This is a genomic window from Vreelandella sp. 2A-K22 (genome assembly GCF_054065485.1).
Genome location: NZ_JBSUGC010000001.1, coordinates 205,402 through 222,027, shown reverse-complemented (window position 1 = coordinate 222,027; position 16,626 = coordinate 205,402). Strand labels below are relative to the sequence as shown.

The following is a 16,626-nucleotide window of genomic DNA, read 5'->3' as shown; positions in this document are numbered from 1 at the left end:
ATGAACTCCTTTATTTACTTCGCTTTACTAGCAAGACATCTTTCTTGCGCTTATCTAAATAGGGTAATGGCGCGGGCCAAGCTGCATGGTCATCCAGCGCAGATCGGTGAACTCCTCGATCCCGGCCTTACCGCCAAAGCGTCCGTAGCCGCTCGATTTAACGCCGCCAAAGGGCATCTGCGGCTCATCGTGAACGGTGGGTGCATTGATATGGCAAATACCCGACTCAATGCGCTGCGCAAACTGCATCGCCCGGGCGGTGTCGCGACTGAAGACGGCGGCAGAAAGGCCATACTCACTATCGTTCGCCACACGCAAGGCTTCCTCTTCATCTTTAACACGCATCATCGCCACCACCGGACCAAACGACTCTTCGCCATACAGGCGCATCGCCTGGGTAACCCCATCGACCACGGTAGGCTGCATAATGACGCCTTCGGCCTTGCCGCCACAGGCTAAACGAGCGCCATGCTGCTGGGCGTCGTCAAGCAGGGCGTTGAGCTTCTCGCCCGATTCGCGATTGATCAGCGTACCCAGCGCGTTACCTTCTCCCCGGGGATCGCCCGCGCGCAGCGTTTGTGCTTTGCGAGCCAGTTTTTCGACGAAGGCATCAGCGACCGCATCCACCACAATCAGCCGCTCAGTGGACATACAGATCTGCCCCTGGTTGAAGAAGGCGCCAAAGGCGGCGGCCTCAACGGCAGCATCCAGGTCGGCATCTTCAAGCACCACGAACGGCGCCTTTCCACCAAGTTCCAGCAAGACCGGCTTAAGATGGCGCGCGGCCTTTTCGGCAATAATGCGCCCCACCTGAGTAGAGCCAGTGAAATTAATACGGCGCACGGCTTGGTGCTCAATCAGCGACTCGACGATCTCGGCGGCCTGCGGGGGCGCATTGGTCACCACGTTAACGATGCCATCGCCCAGACCCGCCTCAATCAGTACCTCACCAATCAGGTGATGCGTCGCGGGGCACTGCTCAGAAGCCTTAAGAATCACCGTGTTGCCACACGCAAGCGGCGTCGCAATGGCACGCGTACCAAGAATAATAGGCGCGTTCCAGGGGGCGATCCCCACCACCACGCCGCAGGGTACCCGCACGCCCATCGCCAAACTTCCGGGCACGTTGGAGGGTATTACCTCACCGCCTACCTGCGTAGTCAGCGACGCCGCCTCGCGCAGGATGCTGGCGGCGACCATGACGTTAAAGCCTGCCCAGCCTGGCGTGGCGCCGGTCTCATCTACCATGCGTTCGATAAACTCAGCCTGTCGCGCTTCCATAACCTCTGCAGCTTTGAGTAGTTTGGCGCGCTTTTCGCCGGGTCCCGTCGCTGACCAGGCGGGAAACGCCTTCGCAGCCGCCTCAACCGCCCGGATCGCATCGCCAGCAGATGCCGCCGCGGCCTGGGTGACGATATCACCGGTGAGAGGGTTGGCTCGAGTAAAGGTCGCGTCTTGATGAGCGGCACAGCGCTCACTGCCGATTAACAGATTAATATCCATGACTGACTCTCGTTCAAAGGTTGGCGATTATTGTTTTATCGCTGGTAACTCTCCAGCCCCGGTTTGATGCTCTTGTCATCGAGGAACTGTTTGAGCCCCTGCGCCCGGCCCTGCTCAGGATCCAGCTGCTGCGCCTGATCGAGCTTGGCGTAGAGGTACTCCTCGTTCTGCTCCCAGGTCAGTTCGCGGCACATTTTGAAACCGATCTTGGCAGCACGCATCACAACTGGGTTCTTATCACGCAACGTAGCGGCCAGCTCGCGGGTGGCTTCGCGTAATTCAGTTAATGGCACACTTCTGTTAACCAGCCCCATTTTAGCTGCCTGGGGGCCGGTAAAGGTTTCCCCGGTCATGATGTAATAGAGCGCTTCTCGGTGGCCCACAGTATCGGCCATGGCTTTGCTGACCAGGTTGCCTGGGGGAATACCCCAGTTGATTTCTGAGAGGCCAAATACCGACTCATCGGCGGCAATCGCCAAATCGCAGGCAACCAGCGGTGAGAAGGCCCCGCCAAAGCACCAGCCATTGACCATGGCGATGGTGGGCTTGGCGTAGTGACGCAGTAGCTTCCATTGCCAGGTAGAGGCGTCGCGGCGCACCTTGACCTGAACAATCTCGGGGCTGGCGTCGATCTCGCGGAAGTACTCTTTAAGATCCATGCCGGCTGAAAAGGATTCACCCTCGCCGGTCAACACCAGCACGTGGGCCTCTTGGTCCAGCTCGATCGTTTCGAGCACATCGATCATTTCACGGTTGAGCGTCGGGCTCATGGCGTTGCGCTTTTCAGGACGATTCAACGTCACCCAGGCAATGCCCTCTTCGACGTTCACCTTCACGGTTTGCCAGCGATCTTGGTAGTTACTCATCTCTTGCTCCTTGGGTTTTCTTAAACGACTTACAACGTTACTTATCAAAAACGACTGTTTAACAATCTGTTCAGCGCTGAACTTTTCGATTAGCTATCTCCTCGCCATCAAGGTGGGCGTTAACCTTCGCTGGCTCGCGTCATGGGACATGTGTCCACCTTGATCAATTGATTAAGTAGACGAAGCCCAGCGAGATGGCGGGGAAGAGCACCAGCAAGATAATGCGAATAAGATCGGCCGCTAAAAAAGGCAGGATGCCTTTAAAGGTCTCCGTTAAAGGAATGCGGGGAGCCATGGAGTGGATAATGAAAATGTTCAGCCCCACCGGCGGCGTGATCATGCCAACCTCGACGACCACCAGCGCTAAAATGCCGAACCATATCGCCACATCCGTTGCGGGCATGCCGAAGTCCATCCCCGTGACGATAGGCAGAAAGATAGGCACGGTTAACAAGATCATCGAGAGGCTGTCCATAAAGCAGCCAAGCACTAAATAGCAGAACAGAATTCCAGCCAGAACCAACCAGGGACTGATCTCGAGCCCCACTATCCAACCGGCGGTCATTTGCGGAAGCTGGGTCAGGGCAAGGAAGCTATTGAAGACACTGGCGCCAAGTACAATGAAGAAGATCATTGCCGAGGTCACCGCGGTTTCAAGTACACAGTCCCGCAGGCCGTTCCAACGCAATCCGCCTTTTGTGATTGCCAGGGCACCGGTGGAGACCGCACCGACGGCGGCGGCTTCGGTAGGCGTAAAGATGCCGGTATAGATACCCCCAATCACCACGATAAAGATCGCCGCGCCGGGCCATACCTCCAGCAGCGAACGCCAGCGCTCGCCGCGGGAGGCTTTTGCCTTGCTCGGCGCACTGTCAGGAAAAAAGCGCACGTAGAGCGAGATGGCCAACATGTAGCTGAACACCGCTAACAAGCCCGGCACCAGGGCAGCAGCAAACATTTCGTTAATGTTCTGTTCGGCCAGGATGGCGTAGATAACCAGCACCACAGAGGGGGGAATCAAAATACCCAGGGTGCCGCCAGCGGCCAAGGCACCGGTCGCCAGGCTGCCGCGGTAGCCCTGGCGTTCCATCTCGGGCAGCGCTACCTGGGTCATGGTCGCGGCGGTCGCCAGCGAAGAACCACAAATGGCCCCAAAAGCGCCGCAAGCGCCTATGGTGGACATCGCCAGCCCACCGCGGCGGTGCCCCAGCCAGTCGTTGGCCGCCTGAAACATGGCCCGGGAAAGACCGGCTCTCGCCGCGAACTGCCCCATAAGCAGGAAAAGCGGAATAATGGATAGCGTATGGCTGGAAAAGTGTTCGTAAGGAAGCGTTTTTAAGCCATTTAAAATGCCCATCGGGCCGGTGATCAGCATCATCCCTACGGCACCCACCACCAGCATGGCCAGGCCGATAGGAATACGCGTCGCCATCATGAACAGCAGTACCACAAAGCCGCTAGCGCCCAACGTGAGAGGTGTCATCACAGGTCTCCTTGGGCGGAATTTTCTTTAACTTGAGCTTGAGTCGAATCGGGCTGTTGCGGGTTGTAAGTAAACGCATCGCAGGTGCGATACAGGCAGACAAGCGTCAACAGCGCGAAACCCACCAGGCCGCCGACGTACCCCCACCAGAGCGGTATATCCAGCAGCATGCTGGTTTCCATATAGCGTCGTTTATCGAGCAAGCCATGAAAGAGGCGCCAGGTCATTAACCCTGCCACCACCAAAAAGAGCGTTTCGGCGACAACGGCGAGCAGCCGCTGAACAATGGGCGGCGCATGCATGACCAGTAAATCCACCGTGACATGCCCACCGCGAAGATGGCAGTAAGGTAAAAACAGAAAAACGGCAATGGCAGTACCCATTTCCACCAGTTCGTAATCACCAGTGATTGGGCCCACCCACTCCAGCATCGTCATATCGCTTAATACTGGCGCACTGGCTACCCACCGGCCAAGAATGCTGACGACGGTGATGATCGCGAGTGCTGCGACCAGCAAGCCGCCGCTTATCGCGGCAACCCTACAGGGTGTCTCAAGACTACGGCGCATCAATGCAGTGCCGAGTGTCGGTACCGTCGCTAAGCTGCTCATCGTTTCGTCTCTTTGTTTTTGGAATTCGCTGTATGGCTGAAACCCACCTTGCGCTATACACCGCGAGACCGTCACAACCAAACTAGTTACTTAATATAAGTAATTGTCTTTGAGAGAGCATGCAAGCGTTGCCGACAAAAATACGCCTAAAGTTTTATTCCTCGATGGTGTCCGCTGCGTATATTTTCACTAACAGAGATAGCAGCTGACGCCGTTCAATCTCACTAAGTGTTTGAGTTGCATTGATATCACTCTGTTCAGCCAGTTCTTTTAGCTGTTCGGTTAAGGCTTCGCCTTTTTTGCTAAGAAAAATCCCGTGTGACCGCCGATCTCGCTTACATCGCACCCGCAAAGCAAGCCCTCTTTCCTCTAGATTATTAATTAGGCTAACGATTCTGGGCGGATCAATGTCCAGCACCTTGGCTAAATTGGTTTGAGTGATGCCTGGATAGCCTTCAATCACCACGAGCGAAGAGAACTGGGCAGGCCGTATCTCATGCTCCTGCATGGCCTCATTAAAATGTTTAAAAACAGCAAGCTGAGCCCTTCTCAAGGCGTAACCAAGGCGATTTTCAAGCACCAGACCGGCGACAGAAGTCGGCTCTTTTTCGTCAGGCTCAACTTGCTGAATAGACGTGCCCTTTTTAGATATGGCCATGCGTTAATTCCTATCTCATTTAAATAATTACAACTATGGTCTTAAATCAGCATCCTAGCTAATCATCTAGTTAACAACTATAACTATATTCGCCAAGATGACAGCACACAACAAATCCAAGATTTTTCACTATGGAGCTATTCATGTCACTCCCCCCTCCGCTTACTAACACCACCTTCCATGAGTACCGGCTACACGGGGGCGATGTTCCCAGTTATCCCAGCAGCATGACCCAGCGCCTAACCCATTGGGCAAGCGAAACACCACTGAGCCCCTTTTTAGCTGAGCGAGAAGAGGGCCGACACAGGTGGCGAACGCTAACCTTCGGAGAAGCAATGCCACAAGTGAACCGCCTGGCACAAGCACTGATTAATCATGGCCTGTCGACGGAGCGGCCGCTGATGGTGCTGTCGGGAAACAGCATCGATCACGCACTGCTTGCCTGTGCCGCCATGCATGTGGGCATTCCCTACGTGCCGGTGTCACCCTCTTACGCGCTGTTATCCGAGGACTTCGTTAAACTGCGACATGTGGTGGAACTGGTGACCCCAGGGATACTATTTGTCGATGAGGAGGTGCGCTTTAGTCGGGCGCTGGCGGCCATTTGCGATAATAACGTCACCTGTGTGGCCAAGGTACCTGCTCAGCGAGCCCTGGCGTTTGACTCACTGGCAGCGACGCCGGCAAGCGCTGAGGTTGACGATGCCTACGCCCGTGTAACGCCTGACAGTATCGCCAAACTACTCTTTACCTCAGGGTCGACGGGCATGCCGAAGGCGGTGATTAACACCCATCGCATGCTATGCAGCAACCAAGCCATGCTGGCGAAACGACTGGGCTTTTTGGAGCAGCGCAAACCCGTGCTAGTCGATTGGCTACCCTGGCATCACACCTTCGGCGGCAATACGATTCTGGGGATGGCGATTCATAACGGAGGCTCGTTATACATTGATGACGGTAACCCCACCGCCCAGGGGGTTCAGCGAACCATCGAGAACCTGCGCGAAGTGTCGCCGACGTTTTACTGCAATGTTCCCAAGGGGTTTGAAGCGCTGGTCGAGCATTTGCGTAATGATGACACCCTGCGTGAGGCTTTTTTCCGCGACCTGGAAATGCTGCACTTCGGCGGTGCCGTGCTACCCGCCCATGTGCGCGCTGCTCTGGAAGCGTTAGGCGAACAGACTCGCGGCACCCCCGTCCCCATGTTAACGGGCCTGGGCTCCACCGAAGCATGCCTGGCATTTTGCACCGAAGAGCCCAGCGATACACCGGGACTAATCGGGCAGCCTGTACCTGGCATGGCGCTGAAACTGGTAGCGACGGATGATAAGTGGGAGGCGCGCCTCAAGGGCCTTAACATCACGCCGGGCTACTGGCGCGATACACAGCGAACCAGCGAGGCGTTTGATCACGAAGGCTACTACTGTACCGGGGATGCCATGCGCCTTCTTGACCCCGACCACCCCGAACGGGGGCTAATCTTTGATGGCCGACTAAGCGAGAATTTCAAACTGGTGACCGGCACCTGGGTCAATGTGGGCACCCTGCGCCTACACCTTGTCGAACACTTTGCCCCGGTGGTACAGGACATAGTGGTGATCGGCGAAGGGCGTGACTACCTGACGGGAATCGTCGTGTTGAACCTTCCCGCCTGTGAGCAGCAGCTTGGCTCAGCGGATATCTCCCTTGATGCTCTGGCCACCAACGCCAGCCTGCACCAGTGGTTCGCGCAGCGCCTGGCTACCCACTGCCGCGGCCAGTCAAGCTCCATGCGTTTAGAGCGCCTATTGCTACTCGACCAACCGCTTTCCGTTGACCGTGGCGAACTGACCGACAAGGGCTCGGTGAATCAACGACTCGTGCGCGAGCGCTACTCGGATCTCGTGGCTTGTCTCTATGCTGAGCCACCCCACGATCCACGCATTATCCTACCCACCAGCCCAGCGTCTTAACACCGGCACTGTTAACATCAGAACGTCAGACGCCACCACTGGAGAGCATGGACGGCCATATGCCGCCCGCTACGCTATTTTGGGAGCATCATGATGACACGCGGGCACTACACGGCATTTGAGGACACCCACTTAGTTGCCGCTTTACGCACACCGTTCACCGACCTGAACGGTGTCCTGGGGGCGATCTCACCCACTGACCTGGGCATCAAGGTCGCCAAGGCAGTACTAGACGTGAGCGGTACGCCACCGACATGCATTGACTCGGTGATCGCCGGGTCAGTGGCACAGGCAAGTTTCGACGCCTATTTACTCCCCCGCCATATTGGATTGTATGCAGGCGTCCCTCAGGAGGTGCCTGCGCTACACACACAGCGTGTTTGCGGCACCGGTTTTGAGCTGTTGAAACAAGCTGCAGAACAGATTGCACTCGGGCAGGCCAAGTGTGTGCTGTGCGTCGGCACAGAATCCATGACCCGCAATCCGATTGCAGCCTACACGCACCGAGGTGGCTTCAAACTGGGTGCGCAGGTGGCCTTCAAAGACTTCCTGTGGGAAGCGCTAATGGATCCGGCACCCAATGTATCGATGATTCAGACCGCCGACACACTGGCGCAGCGCTATGCCATCACTCGTGAGCAGATAGACGCCTATGCCGAGCGCAGCTTCTCCCGAGCGGTCGAAGCCCAAGCGCAAGGGATTCTCTCCGCGGATATTATTGCGGTTGGAAACGAAACCTTCTCCCTCCCCGGTTATAGTGATAGGGGCATTCGTCTACCTCGTAAAATTCCCCGCGTAGACCAGGATACGCATATTCGGCCTTCGCCTCGGAACATATTGAACCAATTGCCGCCGGTATACGACGACGGCGTACAAACGGCTGGTAACAGCGCCGCCGTGGTCGACGGCGCAGCAGCGGCGCTGGTGATGGCAGGGACTCACGCGGCCAGGTCATCTCTCGCACGCCTATGCGCCACGGCCGTGGTTGGCGTAGCCCCCGAGATCATGGGTATTGGGCCAGCACCCGCTATTCGGCTGCTGCTGGAACGTAGCGGCCTCACTCTCAATGACATCGACCGTTTAGAAATCAACGAGGCTCAGGGTGCGCAGGTGCTCGCAGTCGCCCGTGAGCTGGATCTCGACCCAACCAAGCTCAACGTTCATGGCGGAGCTATCGCCATCGGCCACCCATTGGCCGCAACGGGCTTGCGGCTAGCAATGTCCTTGGCCCGACAACTCAAGCGAGATGGCTTGCGCTATGGCATAGCAGCAGCTTGCATTGGCGGAGGTCAAGGCATGGCCATTCTGCTTGAGCACTCAGCCGAATAAACCGCTCGTTCACGTCTTTAATCTACGCCCTTTTGTGTCAGCTTTAGAAAGCACTCTCTTCCATCCGTGACCCAAAAAAGGCTGGCAAAGCGCCAGCCTAAAACGTAATCGAAACAGCGGTTAATCACTTACACATTCACATCACTGCAAAGCGTAGATCGCTAGAACTGGAAGGTGGCACTCGCCTGAAGGCGACTCGCATCATTGGAGACCCCATTCACCTGTTCGATATCCGCATGCTGGTACTCAAGACCTACCGTCATGCGCTCGGTAACATCCCAAATCACATTGGCAAACCCATAGTCGAGCGTTTCGAAATGATCGCCATAGCCTGCGGGTAGGTCTTGCTCAAGACGCGAAACGCCCACAGAACTGAACCAGCTATCCGTCCAGTAGTGATTAAGTGACAGACCAAATGCCTGGGTTTCAATAGTCTCAAGATTGTTACCCTTCACATAGACGTCAGGTGCGTTACGGTGACCTACGTTGCCAGGGTTACCCATATAGTTACCGATACCTTCACCGTAGGTGGCACTGCCTCGCAAGCTGGTTGACGCATTAAATGGCAAATTAAACTGCGCCTGCACCCCATAGCCAGTGACTTCGTCATCAATGGTATTGGTGATGTTATTGGTCGAAAGTTGACGCGCTATCCCCGATAGCGCAAATAAACGCTTATATTCGTAGCGCAGCGTCAAATCTGGCAGCTGACTCTCCCCATCGGCCACTGAAGCATCATTGCGGGCAATAACCGTAGTGGGGTTTTCCAATGCAACCGAGAAACTCCCTTCCCCAACAGGCTGCGTATAGCGCAACTGAGCCTGCCGCTCGAAGGCGTAGCCCTTAGGGTCTCCTAGTGCCAGGGTGCGTGTCCCGCCCACGAAGCTCATAAAATTTGACCACGTTTGCCCGGCGAGAAAACCGTTCAGTTCGCCATACGCATGGCGTAGCCCGAACTTACCATCAGGAACAAAATGCCCTTCGAAGTAAGTGGTTAAACGCCCATAGTCAGTTGCGGTGTGGGTGCGGAAATTCAGGCGGGACTCATAGGCCGTAAAGCTGGTTCGACCATCGGTTCTATTACCTGGGTTCATAACGGCGTAAGGATTAGTTGATGTTCCCAGGTCGTAGTCGAAGTCGTAAAACGCATCGAGCTTAACGTACCCCCCAAAGGCAATATCTGTTTTGGTGCCTGGAATATTAATCGTTGATCGATGATTCCAGGGCGGACCTACACGGCTTGGCTCACCGGTAACGACAGGTTGTCCGGCTTCTACAACATCAAACGCATGGGCCTGGGCAGCAAGCGCACAGGGAGCGAGAAGGGCGCATGCAACAAAGTGGTTAATTTTCATTGTTTGTCTCTGCTTTTGGTCGTAGTGGCTAGTTGTAGTTGTTCTCAATGCGAACTCTGATCCGCATTACGTACCAAAGCTGCAAAAAAAACCTCCATCTGTCAATTACAATGGAGGCCATACACCTTTTGTATTTACTAAGCCTTTGAATAAAAATGATTTTATCTAATTAATACTTTGGTTTAATTACACTCTATAACTAAATTATCAGATATTTTTATTCAGAATCGGCCAGTAATTCAGGGTACCGCAGCCCGATCAGCGCATGCTCGCGCATCAGCATTTCGGCCCTGGCCCCCTCTCCTCTCTTAAGTGACTGAAATATAAGCTCATGATGAAACTGAGCTAACTGCAATTTTTTAAATTCACGCCCCAAGTCATCGCCATCAATAATGATTGAGTCGGCGGCAGCAAAGGGAAGGTGATTATTTCTTGCAATGGCATCTGCTACGACACCGCTGCCGATAGAGTCAATGATAATGCCGTGAAAATGTGCATTAAGCTCACTCCATTGATTGATATCGGACTCTACAAGGTATCCTTTGGCGATTAGCTTTTTTCCTTTTTGGATCCAAAACTTCAATTCCTTATCGACACTAGACGGCAGCCCTTGCTCCGCCAGATGCCGAGCGGCCAGCCCCTCCAGCACCCCACGAACCTCAACCGCGCAGTGCACATCTGCTTGGGTAAATTCACGCACCATAAACCCGCGTTTGCCCGCCTGCTGCAGCAACCCTTCCTGCTCCAGAGTGCGAAAAGCCAGCCTTACCGGCGTTCTCGAAACACCCAATTGCTCCGCAACCGCGACTTCACCAAGGCGCTCCCCTGGAGCGTATGCACCCTCACTGATCAATTTTCGCAGCCGACTGACGACACTTTTATCGTTGTTGCTCATTTATTTTTCCTCTCATATCAACACTGTGTTGCTATTCATTGGCGAGCTCTACGAAAGTATAGGTTGACTGCAAAAACCTTCCTAGCCTTTACTTTGGATCCAATAATCATAATTACAACACTAAACCAAAAAGGAGTTAACCGTGACTCAACAAGCCCCCTTTCCAATGAACACTTGGTACGTCGCCTGCACCCCTGAAGAGCTTACCGGAAAGCCGCTCGGACGAACTATTTGCAACAAGCAACTAGTTTTCTTCCGCGGCGATGCAGGTCGCGTCGCCGCCGTGGAGGATTTCTGCCCTCACCGTGGCGCCCCGCTCTCCCTGGGCTTTGTACGTGATGGCAGGCTGGTTTGCGGCTACCATGGCCTTGAAATGAACTGCAGCGGCAAATGCGACAGTATGCCCGGCCAGCGGGTTCGCGGCTTCCCAAGCAATCGTGCCTATCCCGTTGAAGAACGCCACGGCTTTATCTGGATCTGGCCCGGCGACCCCGATAAAGCTGACGCCGATCTGATCCCCGAGCTGCACTGGGCCAACAACCCCGACTGGGCTTATGGCGGCGGCCTCTACCATATTCAGTGTGAATATCGCCTGATGATCGACAACCTCATGGATCTTACCCATGAGACCTATGTGCACGCCTCCAGTATTGGCCAACCTGAGATCGAAGAATCCGCACCTGAAACAACGATTAACGGCGATGAGGTGGTCACCAGCCGTGAAATGGAAAACATACCCGCGCCGCCCTTCTGGCAGGCTGCCCTCAGGGGGAACGGGCTGGCTGACGACGTCCCTGTAGACCGCTGGCAGATCTGCCGCTTTACCCCGCCCAGCCATGTGTTAATCGAAGTCGGCGTGGCCCACGCGGGCAATGGCGGGGCCAACGCACCGGCCAATGTAAAAGCCTCAAGTATCGTAGTCGACTTTATCACCCCAGAATCAGACACCTCTATCTGGTACTTCTGGGGAATGGCCCGCAACTTCAAGCCGGAAGATCAGGCGCTCACCGACAAGATCCGCGAGGGCCAGGGCAAGATCTTCGAAGAGGATCTTGAGATGCTCGAGGCACAGCAGCGTAACCTACTTCGCTATCCCGACCGCCAACTGCTGAAACTCAATATCGACGGCGGCGGCGTACAGGCACGCCGTATCATTGACCGCATCTTAAAAGAGGAGCAGGCCGAGCAACCCCAGGAGGCAACGGCATGAGCCACCCCTCTCTATCGCTTATTGTCGAGGTAAAAGCTCGCCATGAGGAGGCGCTGGGCATTGCCACCTTTGAGCTTGCCGACCCGCATGGTCGACCGCTGCCCCCCTTTAGCGCCGGCGCCCATATTGATGTCCAGGTGAAAGAAGGGGTAATCCGGCAATACTCGCTGTGCAACCACTCAGAGGAGCGGGATCGCTACTTGATCGGCGTATTGCGTGATGAGGCCTCCAGAGGAGGCTCCATCGCCATGCACGATGAGGTTCAAGAGGGTGATCTCTTACTCATTAGCGCCCCTAAAAATCACTTCCCGCTTAAACCCGCAAAGCGCACTTACCTGCTGGCGGGCGGGATCGGCATCACCCCGCTGCTGTGTATGGCGGAGCGATTAGCGCGCACCGATGCGGATTTCGAGCTGCACTACTGCGCGCGTTCCGCCGAGCGCATGGCCTTTCGTGAACGTATCAACACATCAAGTCTCGCCGATAGAGCATACTTCTACCTGGACGATGACGACGCGTCCCCAACCCTCGACCTGGAAAAACTGCTTAGTGAGCCGGAGGCGGATGCACAGGTCTACGTCTGCGGCCCCAGCGGATTTATTAACGCCGTCATATCCACAGGCAAACAGTGTGGCTGGCCAGCCGATCAACTGCACACCGAGTACTTTGCAGGCGCGGAAACAACCAGCGAAGACGACGGCAGTTTCGAGGTGCGTATCGCCAGCAGCGGCGCTGCCTTTACCGTGCCCGCCGACAAAACGGTTTACCAAGTGCTGGCTGAAAATGGCATCGACATTATGGTGTCCTGCGAGCAGGGGGTCTGCGGCACCTGCCTAACCCGTGTGCTTGAAGGGGAGCCCGACCACCGAGATCTATACCTGGATGACGATGAGCACGCGGCCAACGACCAGTTCACGCCCTGCTGCTCCAGAGCTAAGAGCAAAACCCTTGTGTTGGATCTTTAAGCAATCATAAAAACAGTTACAAGAGCAATCACCAGAACAATCACAAAAACGTACCCCGTTGACTAGATATCAGGATAACGACAATGAATAAAATCCCCACCCACCTAGCCAAGGCAACCCTGTTTGGCGTGCTCGCCGTTTCATTCGCGGCCCCTGCCGTAGAAGCCAGTACCACACTTCGAGTGGCGCACGTTTGGCCGGGTGGCTCAATGATAGACCGTGAGCTGTTTCAAGCCTGGGCTGAAAGCGTCGAAGAGGCGTCAGATGGGCAGCTGACAGTAGAAGTTTTCCCCAGCCAGACACTAGCGAAATCGGCTCAAACCTACGAAAGCGCTGTCAGCGGTATCGCCGATATTGGCGCCTCTGCCCAAGGTTATACGGCGGGCCGCTTCCCACTCACGCAAGTCGTCGAGCTACCGGGGGTCTCATCGAGCGCCCGCCAAGGAGCCTGCATACTCCAGTCGCTTTACGATCAGGGATACTTTGAACAGGAATACGCCGACACGCGCCCTCTGTTCTTGTTTACTACCGGCCCCGGTTATCTGCATACAAAAGATCAGCTTATTGAAACACCGGCTGACCTTGAGGGGCTTCGCCTACGCCGCCCAACGCCAGTGGTGGGTGACATGTTCGAACGCCTAGGCGCCCAGGCGGTGGGTATGCCAGCGCCGGATGTGTTTACCTCCATGCAGCGTGGTGTCGTCGACGGCCTCAGTTTCAACTGGGAAGGCATGAAGACCTTCCGGCTGAACGAACTGGCGCAGTACCATACTGAAGTCCCCCTCTATGACCTTTCGCTGTTCGCCACCATGAGCCAGCGCAGCTACGACAGCCTGCCGGCCGATTTACAGCAGGTGATTGATGACCACAGCGGCTTAGAGTGGTCGCTTCGCGCGGCGGAAGTTTACGACGAGATGATACGACAAGGCCGTGAAGAAGCCGTCGAAGCCGGACATGAGTTCGTCGTCATCGAAGACGCCCTGGAAGATCCCGAATGGGGCCCTGTGCTGCAGCAAACCATAGATGATTACTTGGAGGAGGTTGGTGGCTCCGCCAATGAAATCTACGAAGCTGCGATGGATTTACAGCAAAGCTGCCCGGCTTAGGTTAAGAAATAGAAGTAGCCATCGCTATCGACATACTATAAAGGCAGCCAGTTGGCTGCCTTTATAGCTGTATTAAAAACCCTGCATGCTCAGATCAAAAATCAAAAAACACCGTCTCGCCTTCGCCCTGCAGGCGGATATCGAAGCGATAAAGCACCTTACCCTCCACCTCTTCGCGCTTGGCGATCAGGGTCTGGCGGCGTGCCGGTGATTCGATACGCGTGAGCACCGGGCACTGGGCGTTCGCTTCAGCTTCATCATCGAAGTAGAGCCGTGTTTGCAGGTGAATATTCACCCCGCGGGCAAACAGCGTGAGGTTAATGTGCGGCGCCATTGGCTGGCCGCTGGGGTGCTTCACCGCGCCGGGCTTAATGGTGGTCAACGACCACTCGCTGCCGTGATCAAACGTCGTCGCGGTGCGGCCAAAGCTATTGAACGGTTTGCTAAGGTCGTAATCGGCTTGGTAGTCACCGTTAGCATCGGCCTGCCACGCCTCAATAAAGGCATCGCGCACCAGATCGCCGTTGCCGTCGATGACAATTCCGACCACTTCGATATGCTCACCCTCGGCGTCAGGCTTAGCCATCTCGCTCCAGACCTCTTCATCCCGTACGGGGTTGCCCGCCGCAGCGAGAGCAAGACCAATATGCACGTAGGGGCCAGCAGTTTGCGAGGCGGTTTCCCACAGCATCAGGTCGCTGGTCGGCTGGCTATTAGGCTGCTTCATGAGGTATCCCCTTATTGATTCTCAGCTATTGGTTTTCGAAGAAGGTCTGCAGCTCGCCGCGCACTACTACATCAAAGCGATAGGCCAAGCAGTCCATCGGTTTGCTGTGGGCCATATCGAGCCGTCCAACCATCGTCTCAACCGCGAGAGGGTCTTTCAGCGTATGCACGATGGGGCACAGGGGAATCAGTGGGTCACCCTCAAAATACATCTGAGTAATCAGCCGGGTAGAGATCGAAGGGCCGGTCACCGATACGTGAATATGCGCTGGGCGCCAGCTGTTCATATCGTTGGGCCACGGGTAGGGGCCTGGTTTGATGGTACGAAAACGGTATATACCCTGCTCATCGGTCAAGCAGCGACCTACACCGCCGAAGTTAGGATCTAACGGCGCTAGATACTTATCGTTTTTGTGGCGGTAGCGCCCGCCTGCATTGGCCTGCCACATTTCCACCAAGGTATGCGGTATCGGTTTACCAAACTGATCCACCACTCGGCCAAACATCATAATCCGCTCGCCCTGGGGGAGACCGCCCTGGCCTGGATCCTGACGGAAGTTAAGCAGTAGATCGTTATCGTGGGGCCCCATGCGCAGGTGGCTAAAATCGGGGCCGGTCAGCTCGGATGCGGTTGGCTGCTGCATGCTCACTAGCGCCTGCTGGGGCGAGCGCGCCACCGAGGTTTTATAACCCGGCGCGTAGGCAGGCGGATGCCAGTTGCGGTCACGGGCCACAAAGCGTTTATTGTCGTGGGTCATCGCCCTTTACCTCTCATCAATTATTTTGATTCGCTATTCACCCCAGCCCAGCTCTTTGGCAAGAGCAAAGGCGTGGTTCGCCGCTGGAACGCCGCCGTAAATCGCCACGTGCATCAATACTTGGCGCAGCTCGGCCTCCGTTAGGCCAATACGCTTGGCGGTTTTCAAGTGCAGCGTGAGCTCTTCGCGCCCTAGCGCGGCGAGAATGCCGGTGGTGATCATGCTGCGCTCGCGGCGGGTTAGGTCGTCGTTGCTCCACAGCTCGCCCCAGGCCAGGCGGGTAATCATTTGCTGGAAGGGGGCATCCAGGCTGTTGGCGTTGGCGGTCGAGCGCGCCACATGTTCGTCTCCCAATACCTGCTTGCGGGTTTCCAGGCCGGTGGCGTACGCCACGCCATGGTTGGCTACGTCACCTAGATCCGTTGCCAGCACGGCGAGGAGCTTTTGCGCGAACAGCGCCGAGGCTTCTACCGCAGGCACATGGCCGACGCCGTCAAAAATCTCCAGCGGTGCATCATCGAACTCCGCTGCCAGGGCTTCCAGCGTCGAGGGCGGCGTGGCCATATCTTCACTGCCACCAAATAGCTGTACCGTCGTACTCTTACTGGTAAGTTTGCCGGTAAAGATATCCCGACCGAGCATTTCACACAGCTGAGCGTAGGACTCATCGTCGCCACGGCCCATCTGGGTGCACCAGCCTGCTTTCAGCTCCGGGCTTGCCTCAAACGCCGCCGGGGCAAACCAGCGCGGCACGATCTCTTCAGACATCGCCGCCAAGCCTTCCTGACGTACCCTCCCTGCGCGGGTGTTCCAGAGATCCGGATTGCCGATCACCGCGCCGGTATTGGTCAGCGTAGCGGAGAGCAGGCGGTCGCTATGCTCTGCAATCAACTGTTGGCCGACGACACCGCCAATGGACGTCCCGGCAAAGTGAAAGCGCTCAGCGCCCGCCAGTTCTGCCAACGCCAAGGCCTCGGCGGCTAGATCAGCGGGCGTAATTTGCGTACCGCTGACTGCCTGACTAGCACCGTGGCCGGGTAGATCCCAGGTCAGCACCCGGTAGCGGGGCAGCAGCGCGGGAATCACGTCATCCCATACCGCTTGGCTCATGCCCAGGGGGTGCGCCAGCACCACCAGAGGATTGCTTTCAGCGCCGAGCAGCCGGTAGGCCACGCTGCGGCCATTGATGCTATGAAATGCCATGACGGT

15 protein-coding genes are annotated in these 16,626 nt (G+C 56.0%); 5 read left to right on the top strand and 10 right to left on the bottom strand.

Annotation, left to right across the window (positions count from 1 at the left end):
• Window positions 1-54: 54 nt before the first annotated feature.
• From ACW17M_RS01040 to ACW17M_RS01020, 5 genes are all read right to left on the bottom strand, one after another.
• Complete coding sequence (locus tag ACW17M_RS01040; protein WP_457546760.1) at window positions 55-1,503, bottom strand: aldehyde dehydrogenase; 1,449 nt, start codon at window positions 1,501-1,503, stop codon at window positions 55-57.
• 35 nt (window positions 1,504-1,538) lie between these two features.
• On the bottom strand, window positions 1,539-2,369 hold the full coding sequence (locus tag ACW17M_RS01035; protein WP_161463580.1) for a p-hydroxycinnamoyl CoA hydratase/lyase: 831 nt from the start codon (window positions 2,367-2,369) through the stop codon (window positions 1,539-1,541).
• Window positions 2,370-2,532: 163 nt separating this feature from the next.
• Entirely contained in the window at window positions 2,533-3,852 is a 1,320-nt protein-coding gene (locus tag ACW17M_RS01030; RefSeq protein ID WP_457546759.1) for a TRAP transporter large permease, read from the bottom strand.
• The gene (locus ACW17M_RS01025; protein ID WP_161463581.1) at window positions 3,852-4,463 is read right to left on the bottom strand and encodes a TRAP transporter small permease; all 612 of its coding nucleotides are present in this window, start codon (window positions 4,461-4,463) and stop codon (window positions 3,852-3,854) included. Before ACW17M_RS01025 ends, ACW17M_RS01030 begins: the two co-directional genes overlap by 1 nt.
• A gap of 154 nt (window positions 4,464-4,617) precedes the next feature.
• Window positions 4,618-5,121: a MarR family winged helix-turn-helix transcriptional regulator gene (locus ACW17M_RS01020; protein ID WP_457546758.1), complete on the bottom strand. Its 504-nt coding sequence runs from the start codon at window positions 5,119-5,121 to the stop codon at window positions 4,618-4,620.
• Window positions 5,122-5,264: 143 nt separating this feature from the next.
• Between ACW17M_RS01020 and ACW17M_RS01015 the strand changes: the two genes are divergently transcribed.
• Both ACW17M_RS01015 and ACW17M_RS01010 read left to right on the top strand, forming a co-directional pair.
• Window positions 5,265-7,073: a feruloyl-CoA synthase gene (locus ACW17M_RS01015; RefSeq protein ID WP_457546757.1), complete on the top strand. Its 1,809-nt coding sequence runs from the start codon at window positions 5,265-5,267 to the stop codon at window positions 7,071-7,073.
• 90 nt (window positions 7,074-7,163) lie between these two features.
• The gene (locus ACW17M_RS01010) at window positions 7,164-8,402 is read left to right on the top strand and encodes a thiolase family protein (RefSeq protein WP_457546756.1); all 1,239 of its coding nucleotides are present in this window, start codon (window positions 7,164-7,166) and stop codon (window positions 8,400-8,402) included.
• A gap of 161 nt (window positions 8,403-8,563) precedes the next feature.
• On the opposite strand, the gene ACW17M_RS01005 is transcribed toward ACW17M_RS01010, so the two are convergent.
• Window positions 8,564-9,757, bottom strand: a complete 1,194-nt coding sequence (locus ACW17M_RS01005) for a DcaP family trimeric outer membrane transporter (RefSeq protein ID WP_457546755.1) — start codon at window positions 9,755-9,757, stop codon at window positions 8,564-8,566.
• A 217-nt stretch (window positions 9,758-9,974) separates the two neighbouring features.
• Window positions 9,975-10,652: a GntR family transcriptional regulator gene (locus tag ACW17M_RS01000; RefSeq protein ID WP_457546754.1), complete on the bottom strand. Its 678-nt coding sequence runs from the start codon at window positions 10,650-10,652 to the stop codon at window positions 9,975-9,977.
• 166 nt (window positions 10,653-10,818) lie between these two features.
• Between ACW17M_RS01000 and ACW17M_RS00995 the strand changes: the two genes are divergently transcribed.
• From ACW17M_RS00995 to ACW17M_RS00985, 3 genes are all read left to right on the top strand, one after another.
• Window positions 10,819-11,862: an aromatic ring-hydroxylating dioxygenase subunit alpha gene (locus ACW17M_RS00995; protein WP_457546855.1), complete on the top strand. Its 1,044-nt coding sequence runs from the start codon at window positions 10,819-10,821 to the stop codon at window positions 11,860-11,862.
• Window positions 11,859-12,827 carry a PDR/VanB family oxidoreductase gene (locus tag ACW17M_RS00990; RefSeq protein ID WP_457546753.1) on the top strand — a complete coding sequence of 323 codons (969 nt, stop codon included), beginning with the start codon at window positions 11,859-11,861 and terminating at the stop codon, window positions 12,825-12,827. Before ACW17M_RS00995 ends, ACW17M_RS00990 begins: the two co-directional genes overlap by 4 nt.
• Window positions 12,828-12,910: 83 nt before the next feature.
• Window positions 12,911-13,933 carry a TRAP transporter substrate-binding protein gene (locus tag ACW17M_RS00985; protein WP_457546752.1) on the top strand — a complete coding sequence of 341 codons (1,023 nt, stop codon included), beginning with the start codon at window positions 12,911-12,913 and terminating at the stop codon, window positions 13,931-13,933.
• 94 nt (window positions 13,934-14,027) lie between these two features.
• On the opposite strand, the gene pcaG is transcribed toward ACW17M_RS00985, so the two are convergent.
• The 3 genes from pcaG to ACW17M_RS00970 are packed head-to-tail and all read right to left on the bottom strand — an operon-like array spanning window position 14,028 to window position 16,620.
• Entirely contained in the window at window positions 14,028-14,660 is a 633-nt protein-coding gene (gene pcaG, locus ACW17M_RS00980) for a protocatechuate 3,4-dioxygenase subunit alpha (RefSeq protein WP_457546751.1), read from the bottom strand.
• Between the two features lie 25 nt (window positions 14,661-14,685).
• Window positions 14,686-15,417 (bottom strand): protocatechuate 3,4-dioxygenase subunit beta, encoded by a 732-nt coding sequence (pcaH, locus tag ACW17M_RS00975; RefSeq protein ID WP_457546750.1) that lies wholly within the window; start codon window positions 15,415-15,417, stop codon window positions 14,686-14,688.
• A gap of 33 nt (window positions 15,418-15,450) precedes the next feature.
• Window positions 15,451-16,620, bottom strand: a complete 1,170-nt coding sequence (locus ACW17M_RS00970) for an alpha/beta fold hydrolase (RefSeq protein ID WP_457546749.1) — start codon at window positions 16,618-16,620, stop codon at window positions 15,451-15,453.
• Between the last annotated feature and the right edge of the window lie 6 nt (window positions 16,621-16,626).